Source organism: Nocardioides sp. Z22_16, assembly GCF_058134365.1.
Map to the genome: position 1 here is coordinate 1 of NZ_JBYTTI010000010.1, position 1,429 is coordinate 1,429.

Below are 1,429 nucleotides of genomic sequence, written 5' to 3' on the forward strand. Positions count from 1 at the left end.
TGTGATGTCGCAGGACGTAGGTGACGGTTCTGTATCAGGACATCGGTGACACAACCGGGGTGCTTGGTGGTGACACTTCTGGCTGTCTTGGGCGGTGCCGAATACTCGTGAACCCGTTGATCCTCGTATCCGCCTCGCGATCGTGCAGTGGCCCGACGACGCGCCGCGCGGAGCGGTGACAACGTTCTGCGCCGAGCACGAGATCTCCCGCAAGACGTTTTATGCGATCCGAGCCAGGGTCCGCACCGACGGTGCGGCAGCGGCCCTGGAACCGCGCAGTCGGCGGCCGTTGAACAGCCCGACCCGGATCACCGACGAGGTCAAGGACCAGGCCCTCGCGGTCCGGGCAGCACTGGAAGCCTCGGGTCTGGACCATGGGCCGATCAGCGTGCACGACAAGATGCGCGCCATGGGGCTGACGGTGGTGCCCTCGGTCGCCACGCTGGCGCGGATCTTCCGTCAGTCCGGTGTGGCCCGGCTCGAGCCGAAGAAGCGACCACGTTCCGCGTGGCGCCGGTTCGTCTACCCGGCACCGAACGCGTGCTGGCAGCTCGACGGGACCGAGTACGTGCTGACCGGCGGCCGGCGGTGCGTCATCCTCCAGCTCATCGACGACCACTCCCGCTACGCCGTGGCCAGCCACGTCGCCTGGGGCGAGACCTCCCAGGCCGCGATCACGGTGTTCGACAAGGCCGTTGCAGCCCACGGTGTGCCGCAACGGCTCCTGTCCGACAACGGGGCCGCACTCAACCCCTCGCGTAGCGGGCACCTGGGCAAGTTCGTCGTACACCTGATGGGCCTAGGCACCGAGCCCATCACTGGCAAGCCCTACAAGCCGACCACCCAGGGCAAGAACGAACGCTTCCACCAAACGCTCTTCCGCTACCTGGACAAGCAGCCACTCGCCGAGACCCTCGAGCAGCTGCAGGGCCAGGTCGACGCGTTCGACCACCTCTACAACACCGAACGCCCCCATCAAGGGCTGCCAGGACGGGTCACTCCTCAGCAGGCCTGGGCCGCGACCGCGGTCGCCGAGCCTCCCCGACCCACCCGAAAGCGGTTCCTGCGACCCGCAGTCATCCCACCCGCCCCGGTCGCCGTGCCGACGGACCTGCCCCCAGACACGGTCGTGAAGAAGTTGAGCAGCGCGGGCGTGTTCATGCTGGACAGCGTCCAGTACCGGGTCGACGGCCGACGCGGATTCCAACAGGTGCTGGTCATCACCGACGGTGACCGCATCACCGTCGCCGACCTGCACGGCGAGATCCTCATCGAGCACACCCGACCCGCACCCGGCATCACCTATGTCGGGAACAACATGCCCCCAGGCCCTCGCCCCAAGACAAACAAAACGTCACCCAAGTCATGAGACATGAACCGTCACCGATGTCCTGACCCAGAACTGTCACCAATGTCCCGAGACATCACA

1 protein-coding gene is annotated in these 1,429 nt (G+C 66.4%); it reads left to right on the top strand.

The window, feature by feature from the left end; translation table 11 throughout:
• Nucleotides 1-142: 142 nt before the first annotated feature.
• Nucleotides 143-1,369, top strand: coding sequence for an integrase core domain-containing protein (locus AC3X7R_RS18770; RefSeq protein ID WP_489967212.1), 1,227 nt, complete (start codon nt 143-145; stop codon nt 1,367-1,369).
• The last annotated feature ends 60 nt before the right edge of the window (nt 1,370-1,429 follow it).